Below are 21,353 nucleotides of genomic sequence, written 5' to 3'. Positions count from 1 at the left end.
CATGAAACGTCTGCTGAGCACCCTGCTGATCCTCGCCACCCTGCAAGGTTGCGGCCTGCGTGAGCCAATGCCGGCCGAGCAGGATTCGGAAACGCCTACCCTGACGCCGCGAGCCTCGACCTACTACGACCTGATCAATATGCCACGCCCCAAAGGTCGCCTGATGGCCGTGGTGTACGGCTTCCGTGACCAGACCGGGCAGTACAAGCCGACTCCGGCCAGCTCGTTCTCCACCAGCGTCACCCAGGGTGCGGCAAGCATGCTGATGGACGCCTTGAGTGCCAGTGGCTGGTTCGTGGTGCTGGAGCGTGAAGGGCTGCAGAACCTGCTGACCGAGCGCAAGATCATTCGCGCCTCGCAGAAGAAGCCCGACGTGCCTGAGAACATCATGGGCGAACTACCACCGCTGCAGGCGGCCAACCTGATGCTCGAAGGCGGCATCATCGCTTATGACACCAACGTGCGCAGCGGCGGGGAGGGCGCTCGCTACCTGGGCATCGACATCTCCCGCGAATACCGGGTCGATCAGGTGACGGTCAACCTGCGTGCGGTGGATGTGCGCACCGGGCAGGTGCTGGCCAACGTGATGACCAGCAAGACCATTTATTCGGTGGGCCGTAGCGCTGGGGTGTTCAAGTTCATCGAGTTCAAGAAGCTGCTGGAAGCGGAGGTCGGCTACACCACCAACGAGCCGGCGCAACTGTGCGTGCTTTCGGCCATCGAGGCGGCGGTGGGGCACCTGCTGGCTCAGGGGATCGAACGGCGGTTGTGGCAGGTGGCGGGGGATACGGCAGATGGCAAGGCCACGGTGGACAAGTACCTGAGCCAGTACCAGCAAGAGTAGAGGGGCGACGGTTGCCTGCACCGCCCCATTCGCGGCCCGCTCCCACAGGTTCACCGCACGTTTAAAGAGTGCGCAGTACTTGTGGGAGCGGGCTTGCCCGGGAATGGGCCGAGAGCGACGCCGGAAATGTCTCTATCGAAATCCTTACCTTGAAACGCCTGGCCGACATGGGTAGCCTTTCCCGGCTGTTGCAAATTCAGCAGCCGGGTTTGGTAGCCCGCGATCAATCAAGGCGCATAAGCGCCCCCATTGCGATACAGTCGGCGCTTTTTTTGTGTCCGCTGTTTCGTTTTATGGCGGCTGTGCGTAGGGCGCCTTCGTGCGCGCCGGTTTCCTTGATTCCCGGTCTACCAACCTGCGTACAGCCGTCACCCATTCGTTTGGTAGCGATCTGTGGCGGCTCCATTGAATCACAATGACAAAAGGCTTATCGGACCCTCCGAGCCGCGCCACCACCGTTTCTTCCGACTTCGGCAACTGTGAATGCAGTCATCCCGCGCTGCTCGCGAATGATCACAGTCTGGATGCGGCGAAGGCTGTGATCGAAGCATTACTCGATGGGGTTGAACTGCAGCAGGTGGGCGGCCGCTGAGTTCACTGTTGCCTGTACTGGCCCTTTCGCGGGGCAAGCCCGCTCCCACAAGTTCACCGCACGTTTGAAAGGGAGCGTAGTACTTGTGGGAGCGGGCTTGTCCCGCGAAAGGGCCGAGAGCGACGACGGAAATGTCTCTATCGAAATCCTTACCTTGAAACGCCTGGCCGACATGGGTAGTCTTTCCCGGCTGCTGCAAATTCAGCAGCCGGGTTTGGTCACCCGCAACTAATCAAGGCGCACAAGCGCCCCCATTGCGATACAGTCGGCGCTTTTTTTGTGTCCGCTGTCTCGTTCTATGGCGGCTGTGCGTGGGGCGCCTTCGTGCGCGCCGGTTTCCTTGATTCCCGGTTGACCAACCCGCGTACAGTCGCCACCCATTCGTTTGGTCACGTTGTGTGGCGGCTCCATTGAATCAAGGAGCGACACAATGACAAAAGGCTTACCGGACCCTCCGAGCCGCGCCACCACCGTTTCTTCCGACTTCGGCAACTGTGAATGCAGTCATCCAGCGCTGTTCGCGGTGCGTTCGGGTGTGGATTTCGAGGATGCGTTGGTTCATTTATCCACGCTGCTCAAGGGCGCATTCGCCGCCAATCTGAAAGCGATGGAACTGGCTTCGGGCACCTGCCGTGACCTGCTGCTCGCGAATGATCACAGTCTGGATGCGGCGAAGGCCGTGATCGAAGCATTACTCGATGGGGTTGAACTGCAGCAGGTGGGCAGCCGCTGAGTTCACTGTTGCCTGTACTGGCCCTTTCGCGGGCAAGCTGCTCCCACAAGTTCACCGCACGTTTGAAAGGGAGCGTAGTACTTGTGGGAGCGGGCTTGCCCCGCGAATGGGCCGATGCAACCACAGCACTCACCCCGCCTTGCGCAGCGTCAGGTTGATCCGCCGCTCACCCATCCTCGGGTGCACACCGGGCTTGATCGGCAATACCCCATGAAAGCGCAACCGATCCTCGCCGCCCCAGACCAGCACGTCGCCATGGCTCAGCGGGATGCGCCGGGTGCGGTCTGAGCGCTGCAACCCGCCGAACAGGAATACCGCCGGCAATCCCAGTGAAATCGACACGATGGGTTGGCCGAAATCACGTTCGTCCTGATCCTGGTGCAGGCTCAGGCGAGTGCCGGGCAAATAGTGGTTGACCAGGCAGGCATCAGGCACGAAACCCTCGAACCCGGCCGCCGCAGCAGCGCGCCCGGCGAGATCGAGCAGTACCTGGGGCAGGGCGGGCCAAGGCTTGCCGCTGGCAGGATCGGTGGGACTATAGCGGTAGCCGCGTTCGTCACTGACCCAACCCAATTCACCGCAGTTGGTCAGTGCGACCGCCATGTGCAGGCCCCCGGGCGTGCGCATGTGCCGGAACGGCGCGACGCGCAGTACCGGGCGCAAGGCATCGAGCAATGGCTCGATCTCGGCCAAGGCGAAGCCGGGCAGCAGCACGGTATGGCTGGCCAGGCGTTGCGGCTGGCTGCCGAACAGGTCGAGATCGGACTGGATCATGGCAGATTCAACGAGTGGACACCCCTCCCAGTATACGGCGTCGGCATTCGGTGACGAAGCGGCATCAGCGATGACCTGTGCTGGTTGCCTGTCACTCACCCGAGCGTTGTTCGGGATCGATCGGTTGGTAGTTGGATTCGCTGATAGCTGCACCAGTATCATGATCGAAAGATTTGGTCACGGCCATATTATTCACACGACGCTTGGTTTTCAGCACGTACCACCCCGATACCGTACTGGCGTATACAGGTCCATCTTCTGGATCATACCAGCCTTTTTGTGGATCATTGGTCGTCTTTATTCGGCTACCGAAATGCGCTGAACCTGCGATCTGTACGTATCCATCTATTTCGGATGCAAGGTTGATGTAGGTATCGGCCAGGAGGTGAAGGGTGGAGGGGTCTGGGCTGGGTTCCGGAAGGTTGAGGGAATTGATCTCCTGCAAGGTCCGAGCTTCGATCTGCCATCCCCAGCGGTCAAAGAAGGGTATCAAGTTGGCATGTGCTGCCTTGCAACAGGTGACCAGGAAATAATGACGATATTGCGCGTCGCCTTGGCCAGGTGTGCTGTTACCGTTAATACGGGTTTCCACATGGAGGCGGTGAAAGAAAGCATCGCCAAATGCCCGACGCAACTGTTCCCACATGACCCGTGTGTACTCGGGTGGCATTTTATCGAAATCACGATTATCGCTAGTGAGGTACTCATGCGCGGTTTTATCGTAGGTCACTGCACTGGAAAAGATCTTCACATAGCGCTGGGTAGCAAGCGTGTAAATGGCCGGCGACTTATCAGTCAGTGTGTTCGCGCTCCAGGCAATCTGTAGCTGCATGCGACTCAACTCATGCCAGAAATTCCATGCCCGCGGGTTAATAACGCCTCCCGCTCGCAAATATGTGGTGGCCAATGCCTTAGGCACGCGGAGGCCGTAGTGCATGGCGTGATAGGCCCCGTCCGCAATTTCCGATATCAAAATAGGCAGTGGGCTCTCCCCTGCTCCAATCGAGGCTATTTCGTTTTGTGCGTCAAGGACGTTCGCATAGCTATCCAACAGTGAGTCGGGATCTTCGTCTATCTCAGACAGTACGCTTTCCCAAGAAACCGTGAGGATCACGCGATCGCTGACTATCTGAACGGGAACGGCCTGGGCCCCTGCCTGCAACCTTTCCCGCCACTCGACAAGGTCTGTGATCGCTTTGCGAAACACGGGAATTGTCACTAAAGCGTTATTGTTGTCGCTGAAGGTCACCGTGAGCCGGCGGGCCGGTGACCCTGTTACATCCGATACAGCTCGGAGCCAGATCAAGCCGCCTGCGGAGTCCTTGATTCTGTTGACGCCCTCGCTTAACTCGTAGACGCGAACTTCGTCGCTATAGTACCCCGAAGTACCTATGAGCAACTGCACGGTCACGCCCTTGTGTTCCGGTAGTATGACCATCACGTCAATGTCGCGCGCATACAGTCCTGTCGTCTGAAAATCGGCGCGTTTGAACCAGCGTCCAAGTCTGGCACGCTCGGAGTCGCTGGTAGGAAGTACATCGAACGTCAAAGAAACCGACTCGACGCTTGGTTGTTCTATGCAGTGCTTATTGGCGTGGTCCATTGCATCATCCTCATGCTGTTGACGTTCGCGTGACCGGAACAGGGTCGAGTGAGTTGAAGCAACAGAGTCGATGATTTTCCCATGCGCGAAAACTGTCAAAAATGCCAGTATCCCTCTGACCTTTTGGCGCCATTGCGGACGACCTCACTCAGTGTGCAGGCCAGGTCGATCATGACTGCAAGGTTGGGAGGGCTGCCTGACGATCCTGTGGCGCAACACCGGACGATGGGCGGAAAAAAGGGACCGCGGCGCCAGGGAGAGAATGCGCCGCGATCCAAGGGGAGAGGTTTACTGCTGGGTCACAGTCGCCATGTTGCCGTTGCCCTGCTGGGTAATGCTGGCGCTCTGGGCGTAGCCGCTCTGATCGACGGTCGCCTTGTTGTAGTTGCCGCCTTGGACCACGGTGGCGAGGTTGGCGCCATCGGTCTGGGTGATGGTGGCCTCGTTGCCGCTACCGTACAGCTGGTAGGTGAAGCTTTGGTTGGCATAGCCGGACTGATCCAGGGTGATCACGTTGGCAGTGCCCTGGGTGGAGCCATAGGCATACTGGTCGGTACCCCGTTGGTCGGCGACGAGGATGTTGTCGCTCCCGTTCTGCTCGAAATACAGCTCGTTGTTGCTATCGGCCTGGTTGGTCTGGGTCGAGTTGTTGGTGCCTTTCTGGCTCAATTGCGCTTTGTGCATGGCGCCTTCCTGGGTCAGGTTGGCTTTGTTTCCGGTACCGCGCTGATCGATCACGGCTGTCTGGCTTTCGCCGAACTGGCCGCCGAGTTTGTCGCCTTTCCAGTTGCTGGCCATGACCTGGTTACCATTGCCCTGGGTGGTCACGGTCAGGCTGTGATTGTCACCTTCCTGATAGGTGAAGCTGAGGTTGTTGTTACCGCCCTGGGAGATGGTCACGGTGGCATTGTTGGTCTCGTACTGATCCGACCAGCTGGCGTTGGCATTGCCGTGCTGATAGAGGCTGGCCATGTTGGCCTGGCCGAAACTCTGGTCGATGTAGCCTTCGTTGTTGTTGACGTTCTGGTCGACGCTGGCGGTGCTGCCGATCTGGTTGTCCTGCCAGACCTCGACCGAGTTGCCGGCGCCGTACTGGTCTATGCCGATGGTGCCCCCGAGGCCGTCGCGCTGGTCGCCATAGGCCCAGTTGCCTTGGCCCTCCTGGTAGATCTGCACGTTGCCATCGGTATAAGCCAGGTGCTCGGCTGCAGCATAGTTGTCGGCACCGCTCTGGGTCACAGCGCTGTTGTTGTTGGTGCCACCGAATTGTTGTTCGACGAACGCTTCGTTGCGGTCGCCGTACTGCGTGGTGGTAGCCTGGCTACCCATCTCGCTGTCCTGCCAGATCGTCGAGGCGTTGCCGTTCCCTTGCTGGGTCTGGGTGGCCTGGTTTTCCATGCCGAAGGATTGGCCGGTGAAGGCGTCGTTGAACTCGCCTTTGGCGGTCTGGGTGATGGTGCTGCCATTCTCCGTCCATTGCTCGGCGTAACCGGCGTTGTAGGAGCCGGTGGCACTTTGCTTGACGTCACTGGTGCTTTCGATCTGCACGGCCAGATGATTGTTACCCAGGCCTGACTGAGTCTGGGTGGCCGAGGCGTATGGTGCCAGCGTCTGCTGGACTTCGGCGATGTTTTCGGTACCGGTCTGGGACTGGTTCGAGGTGCTGTCGTCAGCCATGACCTGGCCGGCCAAGGCCAGGACGATAGCGGCACTGAGAGGGGCGAGCTTGAACATGGTGGAGCCTCCAGGTCTATCGGTATTGGGTGATCTGAACGTGCTGGCCATTGCCGGCTTGGGTCACGGCGCTGGTAAGCCCCGTGCCGGCCTGCTCGATGCTGGCGCTGTTGTTGTTGCCGATCTGCTCGATCGAGGCGCTGTTGCCACTGCCGCTCTGACGGATCGACGCGCTGTTGCCGTATCCCTGCTGGTTGACGCTGGCCATCAGGTCCGAACCCTCCTGCAGGATGTACGCTTCCTGCGCCCCCCCGGCCTGGACGATGCGGCCCAGCAAGGCCTGGCCGTTCTGGTCGAGGGCGGCGCGGTTGCCGTCACCCTGCTGCTCGATCACCGCCAACTGGCCGGCACCAACCGGCAACAGGCGGATGATCACCGGCTCACCCAGGTCGCTGCCGGCGGCGAGGTCGGCGTTGTCCATCAGGTCGTCGGCCCAGGCCTGGCCAGTGAGGGACAGGCAGAGCAGCAAGGGTGACAGGCGGTTCATGACGTTCTCCTGGCTTACTGCACGACCACGTTGATGGTGCGCGTGGTGCCTTGGCTGGTGGTCACGGTGGCCGTCGGGTTGGCGGTCGGGATCACCGTGGTGCTGTTGCTCACCGCAAGACGCCAGCGGCCTGTCACCGGTACCGCGACACTGCCCAGGGTCACCAAGCCGCTCTGGGTGGTCACCTGGATGGTGACGGTGTTACCCGTGGTCACCGACGAGGTACCGCTGAAGTCCCAGTTGAAGCGGTTGTTGGAGCGTGCCGTGACCGTGGCGGTGGTGATCGCCAGGGTTTCCGCCGCCGGGCGTGGCGAGACGTTGACCGTGACCGTTGCCGGTGCCGAGAGCGCGCCGAGCGTGTCACGTGCGACATAGGTGAAGGTCGTGGTGAACGCCGTGGTGACGGTGGTCGGCGGCGTGTAGGTGACCGTCGTGCCATCGGTGCTGACCGTGCCACGGCCTGCGGCTGGCTGTACCAGGTTGACCACGGTCAGCGGCACGTTGCCCTCAGGGTCGGTGTCGTTGGCCAATACGTTGATGGTCAGAGGCACGCCCAGGGTGGCGGCGGTATCAGGGTTGGCAGTGGGTGCCTGGTTGGGCGCGACGTTGATGGTCACGGTGGCAGGTTCCGACTTCAACCCCTTGGCATCCATGGCCCGGTAGCTGAAGGTAGCGACCACAGGTTGCGTGGCATTGGCTGGCGGTGTGTAGACCACCGAGGTGCTGCCATTGAGTACCACGCCACCGAGGCCGGTGCCTGGCTGGGTGAGGTCGGTGATGGTCAGCGGTACATTGCCGTCCGGATCGCTGTCGTTTTGCAGCAGGTTCAGGGTCAGTGGGACGCCGACGCTGGTGCTGCCGGTGTCAGCTTGGGCCAGGGGGGGTTGGTTATCGGGTTCGATGGGCGCACTGCCGACCACGGTCACTGGCTCCACATCGCTGCCGCCGCGGCTCGACTTCACCGTGATGCTTGCCGGAGGCTGGGTGAGGTCGGCGACCGTGAGGGTCTGCAAGGTGCCGGACTTGGACAGGCGACCATAGCCTTGGGCGACCATGTCCGGGATCAGCACTTCGTCGCTGGAGCGGGCCTCGATCACCAGGCGCTTGTTGGCCCAGTCATAACGAGCGGTACTGATCTTGACCACATCTGAAAGCTTGCTGGAAATGGCAGTCGGCTGGGTCTGCAGGTCGCTTCCCGTGGCGGTCACCACGACCACCGAAGGCGGTTCGGACTGGCTCAGCTGTTGGCTGAAGAAGCGTCCTTCGTGGTCAGTGTCCAAGGTGAACTGGCAGGGCGAGGGTGGCGAGCCGATCAAGGCCAGGCCACTGCGCATGCACACGCTGGCATCGCTGGGGGCCTTGGCGAACACCTCGATGCGGGTACCGGTGCCGGTACGCGAGTAGGTGGCACGCTGGATCGACGCTGGCAGCTGCGGGCGCTGGTCGAGGACCTTGCCGGAAACGGTGAACTGGTCGGTGAAGATTTCACCCGCCGGGCCCTGGATGCGGATGAAGTTGGTACCGAATGGGCTCCCCAGTACGCGTTCGGTGCGGTTGGGGTCACCGATGAAGGTATCGGTGGTGCCGGTGTCCGGGTTGATCGCGGTGTAGGGCGCGCCTTCGCCCTTCAGGAATGGGCCCAGGGCACCGTTGAGCGCGCCGGTGAAGACCCCAGGCGCGCCGATGCCGATGTCGCGGGTGATGTTGATCGCCCGCCGACCAGGCGTGGTGACGTTGACCGTCTCGACGCCATAGGGGTGGGTGATGGTGTATACGCCAGCGGTCGGGACCGAGACACGGATGCGAATCCGGGCGAAGCTTTGCTGGTCGCCGTCCACCGGGTTCTCCGAGGCGAACGCCGCTTCCAGGCCGGCCACATAGGCATCGAGCTCATAGCCGCTGTTGCCCACCGCGGGAATGGTCGCCTCGGCCAGGAACCAGAACATCTCCGGCGGCCAGTTGTCCGGGAACACCAGCGGCAAGGTGTCGTCGTAGACGCCCGGCTCCGGCAGCAGCGTGCACATGTAGGCGGGTGCGCCCGGTGCGCCGGCGACCAAGGTACTCACCGCGCGTGAGCGGCACAGCTCCAGTGACGTACCGCCGGTTTCCAGGTCTTGATACCACAGCGGATAGCCCCCTGTGGCGAAGGTGTATGGGCCCGGATCGACATCGTACAGCGCAGCCCAGGCCGCACTGGTCAGGGAAAGAGAGAAACCGGCGGCGAACAGCGCACGGCGTGGCCAAGTGTTCATGCTGCCTCCTTGAAGGCTGAGCCTTTGTCTGTTCATGGCACCAGCACCACGTCTTCGATATCGCTACCGCCGTGGGTGCTGGTGACGCGCACCTGGGCTGGCGGTAGAGGTGTGATCGATTGGTTGAGCGTTTTCACTGGGCCGTCGCCGATGAGGTCACCGATTGGCACGCCGTCTGCGCTCTGGGCAGTGAAGGCCGGTGGGTCGGTTTCATCACTGCTGCTGGCTACCAGGCTGAGAGTGCCGGTTGCCAGGCTGTACTCGGCACGTGTGATGCTGACCAGATCGGTCAGCGGTAGGGCGGCCTCGGTGGCTTGGCTGGTCGCAATGGCCAGGCTGTTGTCGGCATTGATCAGAACGGTGGTGGGCAATGCCGGGCTCAGTGCCGACTGGGCGTACCAGGTGCCGGTGCCGTTGGCCTCGGTCAGCGCCAGGTTCGGCGTCTGGCTGGTCAGGGTGACATTGGCGGGCGGCGGAGGTGCCAAAACGAAAATGTCTTGCTGGGCGAGCAGGTCGCCATTCTCGGTGCGCCGGGAGTAGGTGCTGCGCAGGGGAATCAGCGGGGTAGGGCGCGCTACCTCGGAGAGCTTCCCGGATATCGCGAACAGATCGGTACGCAGGTCCAGGCCATTGGGGCCTTCGATGCGCACGAAGTTGGTGTTGAACGGGCTGCCTGTGACCGCCTCGTTCAAGTTGGGGTCGCCGATGAAGCGCTCCCCGGCTTCGGTGTAAGGGCCGTTGACGCTGCGCAGGAACGGCCCGACGTCACCCTTGAGCGCGCCGCTGAAGTCGCCCGCTGCGCCGATGCCGATATCGCGGGTCATATTGATCGCGCGGCGACCACCGGCAGGGACGTCGAACACTTCGACGCCGTAGGGGTGGGTGATGACGTAGGTGCCGGCAGTCGGCACATCGACACGAATGCGCACACGGGCGAAGCTGACCTGGTCGCCTTCGACCGGATCTCCCGAGGCGAATGCCGCTTCGATCGCGCTGCCATAGCTCAGGTCGATCCCGCGCGCCGCATCGACGATGGCGGCGTCGGCGGTGAACCAGAAGGCTTCATCGGGGAAGTTGCCGGGGAACGCGATGGGCTGGGTGTCATCGAACACGCCGGGTGTCGGCAGCAGCGTGCACATGTAGGAAGGCGCTCCAGGAGCACCTGCGACCCTGGAACTGACGGCTTTGCTCAGGCACAGGTCCAAGGTGCGCCCATGACTGTCTTGATACCAGGCAGGGAAGTTGCCATGGTCTGAGGTGTATTCACCCGGGTCGACTGCGTACAGCGCAGCGTGTGCCGGGACCTGGAGCAGGCCGGCGACGATCGCCAGTGCCAGCGGGTGAAGTTTCGGTCGGTGCATGAATCGATACCTCCTGCAAACGGGCCCATGGGACTTGGGGCGTCTGCAGGGACATCGGCAACAGCCGTGCCAAGTTTGTGAAGAATGTCTGCAAGCCTTGTGGCACAGCGCTTTCAGGAGGGAGGATGCGATTTCGCGGTGGGCGGTGTTCCCCAGGTTTGGGTGGGTGGTGGGGCTGAAAGGGGCTCGATTTTGGTGGTGTGGTGGAGCGCAGATCGAGCGCCGCTCGCGATGCGCCGCGCGGGCGGCGCCCGGTATATGCCACCCCGCTGAACCCAAGCCGAACACCTCGACGCCCATCAATTTCTCCCGCACACTGCGGAAAAAAAACCAAGCACGCAGCCCCCAACCGAAAGGGGCCACAGCTGGAGCGAGAGATGGCGCGACAACTCCCCACAACGAACGCCCAAGATCCTCTGCATCGGTCCCGGCAGGCGCGATTGCGCCTGGCCAGTGAGGGCGAATTGCCGTTGGGCGTGCTGCGCGATGAGATCGACGCCTCCTGGCGGCGTAGCCTCGGCCATGGCCTGGATTGCCTGCAAGGCGAACAGCTCGGTACGACCCTGGCCCAACGCCATGACTTGCGCCAATTGCTCGAGCAAAACCGCCTGCTGGTCGACGCCGTCACCCCCGAGCTCGATTACCTGGTCGCGCGCCAAGGCAAGGCCGGCATCGTCATCCTCGGCGATGCCCAGGCCAACCTGCTGGCCATCGAGGGGCAGACCCAGGTCCTCGACCGTGAAGGCCTGCGCGACCTGCACCCTGGTAGTTGCTGGAGCGAGTCACTGCGCGGTACCAATGCCATCGGCACCGCTGTAGTGGAAGGCCGGCCCACGCTGATCGACTGCGGCGAACACTACCTCGACCGGCTCAGCCCGTTCTCCTGTACCTCGGTGCCGCTGCGCGACCCCAGTGGCCAGGTGATCGGCGTGCTCGACATCACCCGCGAAGGAGCCCTGGCCCAGCCCCAGGACAGCCTGTCGATGCTGATGCTGGCCGCTGGCAACATCGAAAGCCGGATGTTCGGCCTGTGCTACCCGGAACACCTGGTGCTGGCCTTCCACAGCCGACCGCAATACCTCAACAGCGCCTGGCACGGTCTGCTCGCGTTGACCCTCGATGGCGAAGTGCTGGCGGCGAACGACAATGCCTGCCAGTTGCTGCAGATCGCCCGCCAGGACCTGCTGGGAAGGCGGAGCAGCGACTTGCTCGGCGAGCGTTCCCCAGCCTTTATCGCTCGCCTGTGGCAGGGTGGCACGAGCAGCGTGCACACGGCCCGGGGCGAGTTCTTCTTCCGCGCCCTGCAGCTACCGCGCCATAGCCAGATCCCAGGCGCGGCGGTGGCCAAGCCGACGCCTTCGGCCAAATCGCCGGCGCTCGACGCGCTGGCCGGTGGCGATGCGCGATTGGCGCGCAGTCTGCGCATGGCCCGGCAGGGGCTGGGCAACGGCCTGCCGGTGCTGCTTCTGGGCGAAACCGGCACCGGCAAGGAAGTGGTCGCCCGCGCCCTGCACCAGGCCAGCCAGCGCGCCGACAAGGCCTTCGTCGCAGTCAACTGCGCGGCGATTCCCGAAGGGCTGATCGAGTCCGAGCTGTTCGGCTACCGCGACGGCGCCTTTACCGGTTCCCGTCGCGGCGGCATGGTCGGGCGGTTGATGCAGGCCCATGGCGGTACGTTGTTCCTCGACGAGATCGGTGACATGCCGTTGGCGTTGCAGGCGCGGTTGTTGCGCGTGCTGCAGGAGCGCCGGGTGGCGCCGCTGGGCGCCGGCGAGGAACAGGACATCGACGTGGCGCTGATCTGCGCCACCCACCGCGACCTCAAGCGCCTGGTCAATGAGCAACACTTTCGCGAAGACCTCTACTACCGCGTCAACGGCGTATCGTTGCGCCTGCCGGCGCTGCGCGAACGCGAGGACCTGGTGGCCATCGTCCAGGGGGTGCTGGAGCGCTTCGGGGCAGGCAGCGTGACCCTCGACCCCGCCTTGGCGGCCTTGCTCGAAGGCTTCGACTGGCCGGGCAACATCCGCCAGCTGGAAATGGTCGTGCGCACCGCCCTGGCCATGCGCGAGGAGGACGAGCCGGTGCTGACCCTCGATCACCTGACCGACTGTCTGCTCGATGAGCTGACCTGTGGCAGTTCACCTTCGGGTAGCCTCAAGGACAACGAGCTGGAAATGATCCGCAGTGCATTGGCGCGCCATCAGGGCAACGTCACGGCCGCCGCCGAGGCGCTCGGCATCAGCCGGGCGACCCTGTATCGCAAGCTCAAACAGTTGCGCGGCTGACATGGGCGGACTGTTCGCAAGGCTGGTGGATTCCAGCGACCCATTGCTGATGCGCCAGGCCCTGGCCTGGCTGTATGGGTTCGTGCGCCCGCACCGTGCTGCCATCGCGGTCCTGCTCGGGTTGTCATTGGGGGCCACGATGCTGGCGCTGATACAACCCTGGCTGGTCAAGACACTGATCGACGAAGGCTTGTTGGCCAAGGATTACCAGACCCTCTGGCACATGGCCGCGGTGATGATCATCGCTGGCCTGTTCGGCACCGTGCTGGCAGGGGTCAACCGTTACCTGCACACGCGTTTGTCCGGGCGTATCCTGTTCGCCTTGCGCGATGACCTGTACCGGCATCTGCAGCAACTGTCACCGAGTTTCTACGGGCGGCGGCGCATCGGCGATATCCTCTCCCGGCTGGACGGCGACGTCGCCGAGATCCAGCGCTTTGCCGTCGACTCGCTGTTCTCGGCGGTGTCGGCGATCATCGGTCTGGTGGGCTCGGTGGTGCTGATGCTGACCCTGTCATGGCAGTTGTCGTTGCTGCTGGCGCTGCTGGTTCCGGTGCAGGTGGTCTGGCTGCGCTGGATGCGGCGCAAGGTCGAACGTGAGGTGCGCAGCCTGCGCGAGCGTTCGGCGGATGTGTCGTCGTTTCTGGTCGAGACATTGCCGGCGATGAAGTTCATCCAGGCCGCCGGCCAGCAAGGCCGTGAGGCCGGGCGCCTGGATCAGCTCGGACAGGGCTACATGCGCCAGTTGCTGAAACTCCAGGTGACCGAATTCTTCACCCAGGCGGTGCCCGGCACCCTGACGTCCTGGTGCCGCGCCTGTGCGTTCCTGGTGGGCGGCTGGTGGGTGATCCAGGGCCATTGGCAACTGGGGGCGTTGATCGCCTTTTCCACTTACATGGGCATGGCGGTAGGGCCGGTGCAGAGCCTGCTGGGCCTGTACGTGGCGGTGCAGCGCATGGCGGTGAGCCTGGGCCGGGTGATGGAGCTCAAGCGAGAAGCCGTGGCCGTGCGCGAAACCCAGACGCCCCGGCCAATGCCGGACGGGCCGGGCGAGTTGCGCCTGGAGGGCGTGCGCTTCACCCATGAGGGGCGCCAGGGCGCGGTCCTGGCCGACGTCGATGTCTGCCTTCCTGCGGGACTCAAGGTGGCGATCAGTGGCGCCTCGGGGGTCGGCAAGTCGACCCTGATCGACTTGTTGCAACGCTTCTACGATCCCGATGCCGGGCGTATCTTGCTCGATGGTGCCGATCTGCGCGAACTCGACCTGGCGGCCTTGCGTCGGCGCATCGCCGTGGTCAGTCAGGACATCGTGCTGTTTCGCGGTACCCTGGCACAGAACCTCGCCTATGGTGCGCCACAGGCCAGCCGCGAGGCACTCGAACAGGTGGTGCGCCTGGCGCACCTCGAGGGTCTGGTGGATAGCCTGCCGCTGGGCCTCGATGGTCTGCTCGGCGAGCGTGGGCAGCAGCTCTCCGGCGGGCAGAAGCAGCGCATTGCCATTGCCCGTGCGGTGCTCCAGGGGCCGTCGATCCTGGTGCTGGACGAAGCCACCTCGGCGGTGGACGAAGCCACCGAGCGCGAGGTGATCGCCGCCATCGACCAATTGTTCGCCGGGCGCACCCGAATCCTCATCAGTCACCGTCCCTCGACCCTGGCCGATGCCGATCTGCACCTGCATTTGCACAACGGCGCACTGGCTGTACGTCCCCACGAGGTGGTCCGGGATGAGCCATGACGTGCGTGTCGGCGTCATCGACAGCGGCTGCGCGCCCGGTCAGGCAGGCGCGGTCGTGCAAGGGCGGTGTTTCTGGCTGGAAGACGGCGTGATGCACGAGGGCGCACTGCAGCCCGATCGGCTAGGGCACGGCAGCGCCGTAGTGGCCAGCCTGCAAGCCGAGGCCGGCCAGACGCCGCTCTTGCTGGCCCAGGTGTTCAACGGCCAGGGCAGCACCAGTGCCTTGCAGGTGGCCGCGGCATTGTTGTGGCTGGCAGAGCAGGGTGTGAGCGTGGTCAACCTGAGCCTCGGGCTGCAACAGGACCGCCCGGTGCTGCGCCAGGCCTGCGCCGAAGCGCAGGCATCTGGCGTGCTGCTCTGTGCCTCCAGCCCGGCGCGGGGTGGGCCGGTGTATCCGGCCAGCTACCCGGGTGTCATTCGCGTCACGGGCGATGCCCGTTGCGCACCGGGGCAATGGTCCTGGCTGGGCAGCGCCCAGGCCGATTTCGGCGGCCACGTGGGGCAGCGCAACATGGCCGGAGCAAGCCTGGGCTGTGCGGCGTTGAGCGGACGCATCGCCGCCTTGCTGCGTCAGCAGCCAGACCTCGGACACGCTCAGGTGGTGGCGTGGCTGCGCGCCAATGCCACGTTCATCGGTCCTGAGCGGCGAGGTGCGGCAGATGTCTGAACCGCACATCCTGATCCTCGGCGCAGGCCCTGCCGGTGCCGCCACGGCCATCGGTCTGCGGCGCCTGGGCTACCCGGTCACCGTAATCTCCGACTGGCGCCGTTTCGCAGCTGTCGAAGGGGTATCGCAGCGTGTGTTGGAAGGGCTGCGCCATGCTGGGCTGGGTCAAGCGCTGACGCAAGCGGCGGTGCCGGCGTCGCGTCAAGTGCGTTGGAATGGCCAGCATTCGCGGTTGAACCAGGAGTTCCTACTGGACCGCCAGCGTTTCGACCTCGCTCTGCGCGATGACCTGAGGCGAGCTGGCGTGACCCTGGTGCACGGGCGAATTCGCGAGGTGACGCATGTCGCTGGATATCAGGTGCATCTGACTGACGGCCAGTTGCTGCAAGGCCGTTTCCTGGTCGAGGCGCGTGGTCGCCAGGCGCCGCTGGCCGCCGACCGCTTGCGCGGGCCGGAGACCGTCAGCCTGCTCAACCTCTGGCAGGGCGAACCTGGCGAGCCGGCTTCGGCGGTCGAGAGCCTGGACGATGGCTGGGCGTGGATGGCCCGCCTCGCCGACGGTCGTTGCTACTGGCAAGTGACCCTGGACGCCGAGCGTCTGCCGGGCAAGGTGGCATTGCCTGGCCACTGCGCCGAGCGCCGACGTGCTTCGGCACTGGTGGCCGAGCTGTTCGGCCTACAGGCCTTGGAGCCTGCCCAGGTGTATGCACGCAGCAGTACGGCGATTCTCGCCGGCGAGTGCATAGGGGACGACTGGCTGCGGGTGGGGGATGCCGCGATGGCGGTTGACCCACTGTCGGGTAATGGCATTTTCCAGTCGCTGTCTTCGGCATTGCAGGCACCGGTGGTGATCAACACCTTGCTGCGTCGGCCTGAGCGAGCGGCGTTGGCCAAGCAGTTCCATCAGCAGCGTATCGAGCAACTGTTTCTGCGCTTTGCCCGCATGGGGCGCGACTTCTATGCCCAGGAAGCAACCCGTGTCGGGCAGCCATTCTGGGACCGCCGCCAGGTCTGGCCGGACGCCCAACCGATGCACCAGGCGGCGCATTGGCAGGCGATACAGGTGGCGCGGCGCCCCGTGCTACGTGACGGCCTGGTGGATGAGGCCGAAGTGGTGGTCACCGCGGACCAACCGCTTGGGGTGTGGCATCTGCATGGGATGGAGTTGGCGCCGGTGGTACGGCGATTGTGCCGCGGCGAATCGCTTGAAACCCTGTTGCATGACAGGCCTCAGGCGCAGCAGTTCATGCTCCGGCGATGGTTGGCTGAGCAGGGGTATCGCTGAAACCTTGGTGACCTTATCGCCGGCTTGCCAGCGATAAGGTCCGGGGATCAGAAGAAGGTCCCGACGATCAACTGCATGTAGGTCCCTGTATCTCGTCCACCCAACTGCGTGCCGCCATTGGCTGCGCTGCGCTCCGGCTTGTAGAACCCCACCACCGGGCTGATCAGCAGATGATCGTTGACCATCCATTCCACATACAGGTCCAGCTCCCGACCGCCGAGGTTGCCCTGGTCGGTATCCAACGTATCGAAGTCGAAGTACAGCGCGCCGACGGTCAGATCGTCCCGTGGCTTGCCTTTGAGTGCCACGTGATGCACCTGACTGTTCTTGTTGAACGGCCCGGCGTAGTTGGCCGCCACTTCTCCCTGGAACCAGGTGCCGTAGCCACGGCTCAGTCCATAGAACAACGGGTCGAAGTCTTCGGAGAAACGGCTGTAGCGGTAGGTGGCGGTCGGTGACCAGGGTAGTTCCGAGAAGGTCCAGTTGCCCTCCAGGTACCAGGCGTTCTCGCGTCCGCCGGTCTTGTCCTGGGTCACGTACTCAGCGGCCAGCTCCAGGTCTTTCACCCCCAGGTTGCCGCGCCCACGCAGGCTGGCGGTGTCCATGCCGTCGCGGTGTTCCAGGCCCATGATCTGCGCGTAACGCTGGTCCACATCGAGACCGCGAATCCAGCTCAGGCCGACGGTGCCTGCGTCGGCGACATGCTCCAGGTTGGCCACCGCCAGCGAGGTATCGGCCTGGTAATGGTTATCGGACTTCAGCCACATCAGATCGCCGCGCCAGCCCTGGTTGCCGCCCAGGCGCAGCACGGCGGTGCGATCGAAGGCCTTGCGTGCGGCCAGGTAGTAGGCCCCGCCGCGGTCGAAGTTGGCGCCCAGGTCGACCTTGCCCAGGTTCACCGGGTCGCCTTGGATCAGGAATCCATCACCGAGGGTCACCACCTGGCGGCCACCGGAAATGTCCACGCCGTCCTCGCCCAGCGAGGGGAACAGGTTGGCCGAGCGCCAGCCCAGGTAAAGGTCTTCGATGGCGGTACGGCGCTCGTCGCCGAGGGTCAGGCCGGCGGCATCGCCATCGCCCCAGGTGGCGGAGCTCAGCAGGTTGAAGGCGCCGTAGAGCGTGCCGGCATCGGGCAGGGCCTGGCTCCCGCTGAGGCCGTACTTGACGTAGCCCTCCTGCCACGCGGTGCTGCCGGGTTGGCGGTTGCCGGCCTGGTTGAAGCTTTCGTCGCTGTGGAACACCCCGAACAGGGCTTCGAGGTCGGCGTTGAGGATGGTGCCGTCTTGGTTGTACAACTCATAGGCCTGGGTGGCGGGTGCGGCGAACAGCAGGGCCAATGTGCAGGCGAGTGCGTGCCTCATGGTGTGCTCCATGTTTTATTGTTGTTTTCGTGTTGCCTGTGCCGGCCTCTTCGCGGGTAAACCCGCTCCTACAAAGACCTCGCAGTTCGGTGATCCTGTAGGAGCGGGTTTACCCGCGAAGAGGCCGTCACAGGAAAAGGATCAGATCCTGATCAATACCGACTTGAGCTCGGTGTAGTGCTCGATGGCGGCGGCGCCCATTTCGCGGCCAACCCCCGACATCTTGTAGCCGCCGAACGGCAGCGCCGGGTCCAGCGCGCTGTGGCAATTGACCCACACCGAACCCGACTTGATGCGTGGAATCATCCGGTGCACGGCGCCCAGGTCGTTGGACCAGATACTGGCGCCCAGGCCGTAGGGGTTGTCATTGGCCATGGCGATCACTTCGTCGACATCGTCGAAGGGCATGGCCACCAGCACTGGCCCGAAGATTTCCTCCTGGACCAGGCGGTGACGTTGGTCGACATCGACGATCACCGTCGGTTTGACGAAGTAACCCGGCCCGAAGCTCTCGCCACCGCAGGCAATGGTCGCGCCCAGCTCGCGGCCCAGTTCGATGTAACCAGTGACCCGGTCCTGTTGCTTGGCCGAGATCAGCGGGCCCATCTGCACCGCAGGATCCAGACCGCTGCCCAGCTTCATGCCATTGGCGATCCCGGTGATGTCGCCGATGACATTGTCGAAGTGCTTGCGATGCACATACAGCCGGGACCCGGCGCAGCAGACCTGGCCTTGGTTGAAGAAGATCGCGGTGGCGGCACCCGCAGCAGCGTCCTGCAGGTTGGCGTCGGGCATGACGATGGTTGGCGACTTGCCGCCAAGCTCCAGGGTCACGCGGGTCATGTTGTCCATCGCCGCCTTGCCGATCAACTTGCCCACTTCGGTGGAGCCGGTGAAGGTCAGTTTGTCGACCCCGGGATGGCGGCTGAGCGCAGCGCCGGCGTTCAGGCCAGTGCCGGTGATCACGTTGAACACACCCGCCGGGTAACCGGCTTCGTCCACCAGTTCGGCGAGTTTGATCGCAGTCAGCGGAGTTTCGTCGGCGGGCTTGAGCACCATGGTGCAGCCGGTAGCCAGGGCCGGGCCGAGCTTCCAGCAGGCCAGCAACAGCGGGAAGTTCCAGGCGACGATGGCGCCGACCACACCGATTGCCTCACGCCGCACGAAGCCGTGGAACTGGTCGTTGGGCATCAACGGCATGGAGGCCTCGACGGTGCTACCCTCGATCTTGGTGGCCCAGCCGGCCATGTAGCGCAGGAAGTCGATGGCCAGTTGCACGTCCATGACCTTGGCCACGACGGCGCTCTTGCCGTTGTTCAGGCATTCCAGCTCGGCCAGTTGCTGTGCGTCGCGCTCCATCAGGTCCGCCAGTCGCCACAGCAGGTTCTGCCGCTCGCGCGGGCGCAGTCGGCTCCAGGGCGAGTCGTCGAAGGCCTGACGTGCGGCGCGCACGGCACGGTCGACGTCTTCCTGCTCGGCGGCGGGCACCTCGCCGAGGACTTCACCGCTCGCCGGATTGCGGAACGCCAGGGTGTGGCCGCTGACAGCGTCCTGCCAGTCGGCGCCGATGCGCATTCTCAGTTTGCGTTCGAGGAAGGCGCGGGTGGCGGGCAGGATGGGCAGGTCGGAAAGCATGGGGCGGTGCCTCTTGTCGTTGGATGTGCCCAGGTCTGGCGCAATGGCCGTGCCAAGCTCGATCAATGCGCGCAAGGTATTGAGCTGGCTGGGTTTTGTTCGGATGCAACGGGCAGGTTGCATCGCTGCGCTGTTGCACATTGAGACGCTGTGAGACGGTGATGAAACAGTGGTTGCGCTGGCCTTTTCGCCGGCAGCAGGCCCTGTCTCAGGATGAAACAGCCTGTCGCGAAATGGCACGCCCCAACCCATTGGGTAGCGCTTCATGGCCACCCCGAAAACCGGCTAAATAATTGAAATGCACCACTTTTAAGACACCTGGCACAGTTTCTGTATCGCTACCTGTCACATGCACACCGCTGTAACGAAGCGTGCAAGAACGATAATAACAACCGTGGAGGTCTGACCTTGAAGACGACTCGACTCCGGCGGCATGCGGGTAAACTGGCGTTGATCGCCGCCGCACTGCTGGGCACCCAGGCCATGGCGGCCGAGCAGGGCCCGAGCCTGTTGCAGAACAAGTGCATGGGGTGCCACATCCCCGAAGGCAATGACACCTACAGCCGTATCAGCCACCAGCGCAAGACTCCCGAAGGCTGGCTGATGAGCATCGCCCGCATGCAGATCATGCACGGCCTGCAGATCAGCGACGACGATCGCCGCACCCTGGTCAAGTACCTGGCCGACAAGCAGGGCCTGGCGCCGAGCGAAACCGACGGCGTGCGTTACGCCATGGAGCGCCGGCTCAATACCGTGGAGCACTTCGACACCCAGCTCAGCGAAACCTGCGGCCGTTGTCACTCAGGCGCACGTGTAGCCTTGCAACGACGCCCGGCACAGGAATGGGAGCACCTGGTCAACTTCCACCTCGGCCAGTGGCCGTCCCTCGAATACCAGGCCCAGGCACGCGACCGCGACTGGCTGGAAATCGCCCTCAAGCAGGTGGTGCCGGAACTGGCCAAGCGTTACCCGCTGCAAAGCCCGGCCTGGGCGGCCTGGGAGAAGGCCAAGCCCAAGGCCGATGCGCTGCCGGGGCAGTGGGCGTTCAGTGGCCACATGCTCGCCAAGGGCGATGTGCGTGGTGTGATGAGCGTCAGCCCGGATCAGGGCGATACCTTCAACGTCGAGGTCAAGGGCAGCTACGCCGATGGCACGCCCTTCAACGGCACTGGCTCGGCCATTCTCTACAACGGCTATGAATGGCGCGGCAACGTCAAGATCGGCGACAGCAACCTGCGTCAGGTGTTCGCGGCACTCGACGGTGAGATGAAAGGCCGCATGTTCGAAGCCGACCACGACGAACGTGGCCTGGACTTCACCGCGGTCAAGGAAGGCAAGGCACGCCTGCTGGCGGTACAACCGGCGTTCATCAAGGCTGGAGGTGAAAGCGAGATCACCCTGGTCGGCACCGGCCTGTCGGGCAAGCCCGCGCTGGGCGCCGGGGTCGAGGTGAGCGAGGTGCTGGAACAGACTCCGACCCTGGTGCGGGTCAAGGCCCGCGCCGCAGCCGATGCCAAGCCTGGCCTGCGCGAGGTCGCGGTGGGTGAGCTCAAGGGCGGCAGCCTGGCGGTCTACGACAAGGTCGACGAGGTCAAGGTGGTGCCGGCGTTCTCCATCGCCCGTATCGGCGAAAACGGCGCCAAGGTGCCGAAGGTCCAGGGCCGCTTCGAAGCCGAGGCCTGGGGCAAGGACGCCAACGGCCAGCCGCTGCGCATCGGTTATCTGCCGGCCACCTGGAAGGTCGAACCCTTCAACGAGCGTGCCGTGGAGGATGAAGACGTCAAGTTCGCCGGGCAGATGCAAGCTGACGGCGTGTTCGTGCCAGGCGGTGCAGGCCCCAACCCTGCGCGCAAGATGATGACCAACAACGCGGGCAACCTGAAAGTCATCGCCACGCTGGCCGACGGCGGCCAGACCGGCGAAGGCCACATGATCGTCACCGTACAACGCTGGAACAACCCGCCGTTGCCTTGAGGGCAGGGCGCAACGGTTTTTCCAACGG

The 21,353-nt window shown here is 63.7% G+C and carries 15 protein-coding genes; 7 read left to right on the top strand and 8 right to left on the bottom strand.

Annotated features, from left to right (window positions below; all coding sequences use genetic code 11):
* Position 1: 1 nt before the first annotated feature.
* Positions 2–844 (top strand): CsgG/HfaB family protein, encoded by an 843-nt coding sequence (locus tag E2H86_RS01680; protein ID WP_133324124.1) that lies wholly within the window; start codon positions 2–4, stop codon positions 842–844.
* Between the two features lie 1,106 nt (positions 845–1,950).
* A complete protein-coding gene (locus E2H86_RS01675; RefSeq protein WP_306466420.1) occupies positions 1,951–2,169 on the top strand; it encodes a hypothetical protein in 219 nt (72 codons plus the stop codon).
* 129 nt (positions 2,170–2,298) lie between these two features.
* Here the strand turns inward: E2H86_RS01675 and alkB are convergent, their stop codons facing one another.
* From alkB to E2H86_RS01645, 6 genes are all read right to left on the bottom strand, one after another.
* The gene (gene alkB / locus E2H86_RS01670) at positions 2,299–2,943 is read right to left on the bottom strand and encodes a DNA oxidative demethylase AlkB (protein WP_133324122.1); all 645 of its coding nucleotides are present in this window, start codon (positions 2,941–2,943) and stop codon (positions 2,299–2,301) included.
* Positions 2,944–3,034: 91 nt separating this feature from the next.
* On the bottom strand, positions 3,035–4,546 hold the full coding sequence (locus E2H86_RS01665) for a M60 family metallopeptidase (RefSeq protein ID WP_133324121.1): 1,512 nt from the start codon (positions 4,544–4,546) through the stop codon (positions 3,035–3,037).
* Positions 4,547–4,834: 288 nt separating this feature from the next.
* A complete protein-coding gene (locus tag E2H86_RS01660) occupies positions 4,835–6,280 on the bottom strand; it encodes a curlin (RefSeq protein ID WP_133324120.1) in 1,446 nt (481 codons plus the stop codon).
* A 16-nt stretch (positions 6,281–6,296) separates the two neighbouring features.
* Positions 6,297–6,767, bottom strand: a complete 471-nt coding sequence (locus E2H86_RS01655; RefSeq protein WP_133324119.1) for a curlin — start codon at positions 6,765–6,767, stop codon at positions 6,297–6,299.
* A 14-nt stretch (positions 6,768–6,781) separates the two neighbouring features.
* Positions 6,782–9,019 carry an Ig-like domain-containing protein gene (locus E2H86_RS01650; protein ID WP_133324118.1) on the bottom strand — a complete coding sequence of 746 codons (2,238 nt, stop codon included), beginning with the start codon at positions 9,017–9,019 and terminating at the stop codon, positions 6,782–6,784.
* Between the two features lie 32 nt (positions 9,020–9,051).
* On the bottom strand, positions 9,052–10,380 hold the full coding sequence (locus E2H86_RS01645) for a hypothetical protein (RefSeq protein ID WP_133324117.1): 1,329 nt from the start codon (positions 10,378–10,380) through the stop codon (positions 9,052–9,054).
* Positions 10,381–10,757: 377 nt separating this feature from the next.
* Here E2H86_RS01645 and E2H86_RS01640 point away from each other — a divergent pair, with 377 nt between their 5' ends.
* Genes E2H86_RS01640 through qhpG form a run of 4 tightly spaced genes read left to right on the top strand, consistent with a single transcriptional unit; the run spans position 10,758 to position 16,355 of the window.
* Complete coding sequence (locus tag E2H86_RS01640) at positions 10,758–12,668, top strand: sigma-54-dependent Fis family transcriptional regulator (protein ID WP_133324116.1); 1,911 nt, start codon at positions 10,758–10,760, stop codon at positions 12,666–12,668.
* 1 nt (position 12,669) lies between these two features.
* Complete coding sequence (locus E2H86_RS01635) at positions 12,670–14,403, top strand: ABC transporter ATP-binding protein (protein WP_133324115.1); 1,734 nt, start codon at positions 12,670–12,672, stop codon at positions 14,401–14,403.
* Positions 14,393–15,070 (top strand): subtilisin-like serine protease QhpE, encoded by a 678-nt coding sequence (qhpE, locus tag E2H86_RS01630; RefSeq protein ID WP_133324114.1) that lies wholly within the window; start codon positions 14,393–14,395, stop codon positions 15,068–15,070. The genes E2H86_RS01635 and qhpE overlap by 11 nt, the downstream gene beginning before the upstream one ends.
* The gene (gene qhpG, locus E2H86_RS01625; protein ID WP_133324113.1) at positions 15,063–16,355 is read left to right on the top strand and encodes a flavin-dependent monooxygenase QhpG; all 1,293 of its coding nucleotides are present in this window, start codon (positions 15,063–15,065) and stop codon (positions 16,353–16,355) included. Before qhpE ends, qhpG begins: the two co-directional genes overlap by 8 nt.
* 47 nt (positions 16,356–16,402) lie before the next feature.
* Here the strand turns inward: qhpG and E2H86_RS01620 are convergent, their stop codons facing one another.
* A complete protein-coding gene (locus tag E2H86_RS01620) occupies positions 16,403–17,716 on the bottom strand; it encodes a hypothetical protein (protein WP_133324112.1) in 1,314 nt (437 codons plus the stop codon).
* Between the two features lie 141 nt (positions 17,717–17,857).
* Complete coding sequence (locus E2H86_RS01610; RefSeq protein ID WP_133324111.1) at positions 17,858–19,351, bottom strand: aldehyde dehydrogenase family protein; 1,494 nt, start codon at positions 19,349–19,351, stop codon at positions 17,858–17,860.
* Between the two features lie 408 nt (positions 19,352–19,759).
* Here E2H86_RS01610 and peaA point away from each other — a divergent pair, with 408 nt between their 5' ends.
* The gene (gene peaA, locus E2H86_RS01605; RefSeq protein WP_133324110.1) at positions 19,760–21,325 is read left to right on the top strand and encodes a quinohemoprotein amine dehydrogenase subunit alpha; all 1,566 of its coding nucleotides are present in this window, start codon (positions 19,760–19,762) and stop codon (positions 21,323–21,325) included.
* The last annotated feature ends 28 nt before the right edge of the window (positions 21,326–21,353 follow it).

The sequence above is a fragment of the Pseudomonas putida genome (genome assembly GCF_004357765.1).
GTDB classification, from domain to species: Bacteria; Pseudomonadota; Gammaproteobacteria; order Pseudomonadales; family Pseudomonadaceae; genus Aquipseudomonas; species Aquipseudomonas putida_U.
This window is presented reverse-complemented; position numbering and strand designations above follow the sequence as displayed.

Coding starts and splice junctions, on each gene's coding strand:
- E2H86_RS01680 (WP_133324124.1), top strand. CDS start 2: ATGAAACGTCTGCTGAGCACCCTGCTGATCCTCGCCACCCTGCAAGGT.
- alkB (WP_133324122.1), bottom strand. CDS start 2,943: ATGATCCAGTCCGATCTCGACCTGTTCGGCAGCCAGCCGCAACGCCTG.
- E2H86_RS01665 (WP_133324121.1), bottom strand. CDS start 4,546: ATGGACCACGCCAATAAGCACTGCATAGAACAACCAAGCGTCGAGTCG.
- E2H86_RS01660 (WP_133324120.1), bottom strand. CDS start 6,280: ATGTTCAAGCTCGCCCCTCTCAGTGCCGCTATCGTCCTGGCCTTGGCC.
- E2H86_RS01655 (WP_133324119.1), bottom strand. CDS start 6,767: ATGAACCGCCTGTCACCCTTGCTGCTCTGCCTGTCCCTCACTGGCCAG.
- E2H86_RS01650 (WP_133324118.1), bottom strand. CDS start 9,019: ATGAACACTTGGCCACGCCGTGCGCTGTTCGCCGCCGGTTTCTCTCTT.
- E2H86_RS01645 (WP_133324117.1), bottom strand. CDS start 10,380: ATGCACCGACCGAAACTTCACCCGCTGGCACTGGCGATCGTCGCCGGC.
- E2H86_RS01640 (WP_133324116.1), top strand. CDS start 10,758: ATGGCGCGACAACTCCCCACAACGAACGCCCAAGATCCTCTGCATCGG.
- E2H86_RS01635 (WP_133324115.1), top strand. CDS start 12,670: ATGGGCGGACTGTTCGCAAGGCTGGTGGATTCCAGCGACCCATTGCTG.
- qhpE (WP_133324114.1), top strand. CDS start 14,393: ATGAGCCATGACGTGCGTGTCGGCGTCATCGACAGCGGCTGCGCGCCC.
- qhpG (WP_133324113.1), top strand. CDS start 15,063: ATGTCTGAACCGCACATCCTGATCCTCGGCGCAGGCCCTGCCGGTGCC.
- E2H86_RS01620 (WP_133324112.1), bottom strand. CDS start 17,716: ATGAGGCACGCACTCGCCTGCACATTGGCCCTGCTGTTCGCCGCACCC.
- E2H86_RS01610 (WP_133324111.1), bottom strand. CDS start 19,351: ATGCTTTCCGACCTGCCCATCCTGCCCGCCACCCGCGCCTTCCTCGAA.